This is a genomic window from Mordavella massiliensis (genome assembly GCF_016901695.1).
Taxonomy (GTDB): Bacteria; Bacillota; Clostridia; order Lachnospirales; family Lachnospiraceae; genus Claveliimonas; species Claveliimonas massiliensis_A.
This window is the reverse complement of the sequence record NZ_JACJKS010000058.1, coordinates 1-765: the sequence shown is the minus strand read 5'-3', so window position 1 is coordinate 765 and position 765 is coordinate 1. Positions and strand designations below refer to the sequence as shown.

The following is a 765-nucleotide window of genomic DNA, read 5'->3' as shown; positions in this document are numbered from 1 at the left end:
TATCTCCAAAGTGTCCTTCTGTCTGGATCGATCGTGTCTGGCGTTTCAGGATCCCTTCTTCACTCTGGATATTCGCATTGGATTCCTCCCGCAGCGCTTCCCACCGTTCGTTGATCTTCATTACTTTATTGCGGTCTGGATTCTTCCCCGCATTGTATCTGTAAAGACATCTGGATTTATACTCACAGCCGCTGCAGTCTGCACATCCGTATACTTCCACCGTCTGGGTATAGCCGTCCTGTTCTTTGCTTTCCGTCCGGATATGGCGCAGTTCCCTCCCATCATGGCAGATGTAATAATGCTCATCTTCAAAAACAGCGTATGTCATGTTGGAATACTTTCCGATATCTTCCTTATAAGCTCGGGTTTTCCGTTTCTCATGGTCCTGAAGTTTAATGAAGCTTTTGATCTCCTTCTCTTTCAGATACAGCAGGTTCTTCTCGCTGCAGTAGCCGCTGTCGGCAGTTACCGCCTCCAACGTATCCCCAAACGCATTCCGGTGCTTTTCTAAAACCGGGATCAATGTATTATAATCTGTCCGGTCATTGCTTACATATCCGTGGATAATGAAGTAGTTCTCTACTGCGATCTGGACATTGTATGCCGGCTTTAACTGCCCGTTCATCATATGGTCTTCTTTCATCCGCATGAAGGTTGCTTCCAGGTCTGTTTTGGAATAGCTGTTGCGGTCTTTCCCCATGATCTCAAAACATTCCTTATATTCCATCAGACGGATCCCGCATTCCTCCAGTTCCTCGTAGAGCT

Annotated in this window: 1 protein-coding gene; it reads right to left on the bottom strand. The window is 46.7% G+C overall.

All coding sequences use genetic code 11. The features are described from left to right. The coding region (locus H6A20_RS14095) for a transposase (RefSeq protein WP_204907532.1) at positions 1-765 on the bottom strand (765 nt) is incomplete at both ends.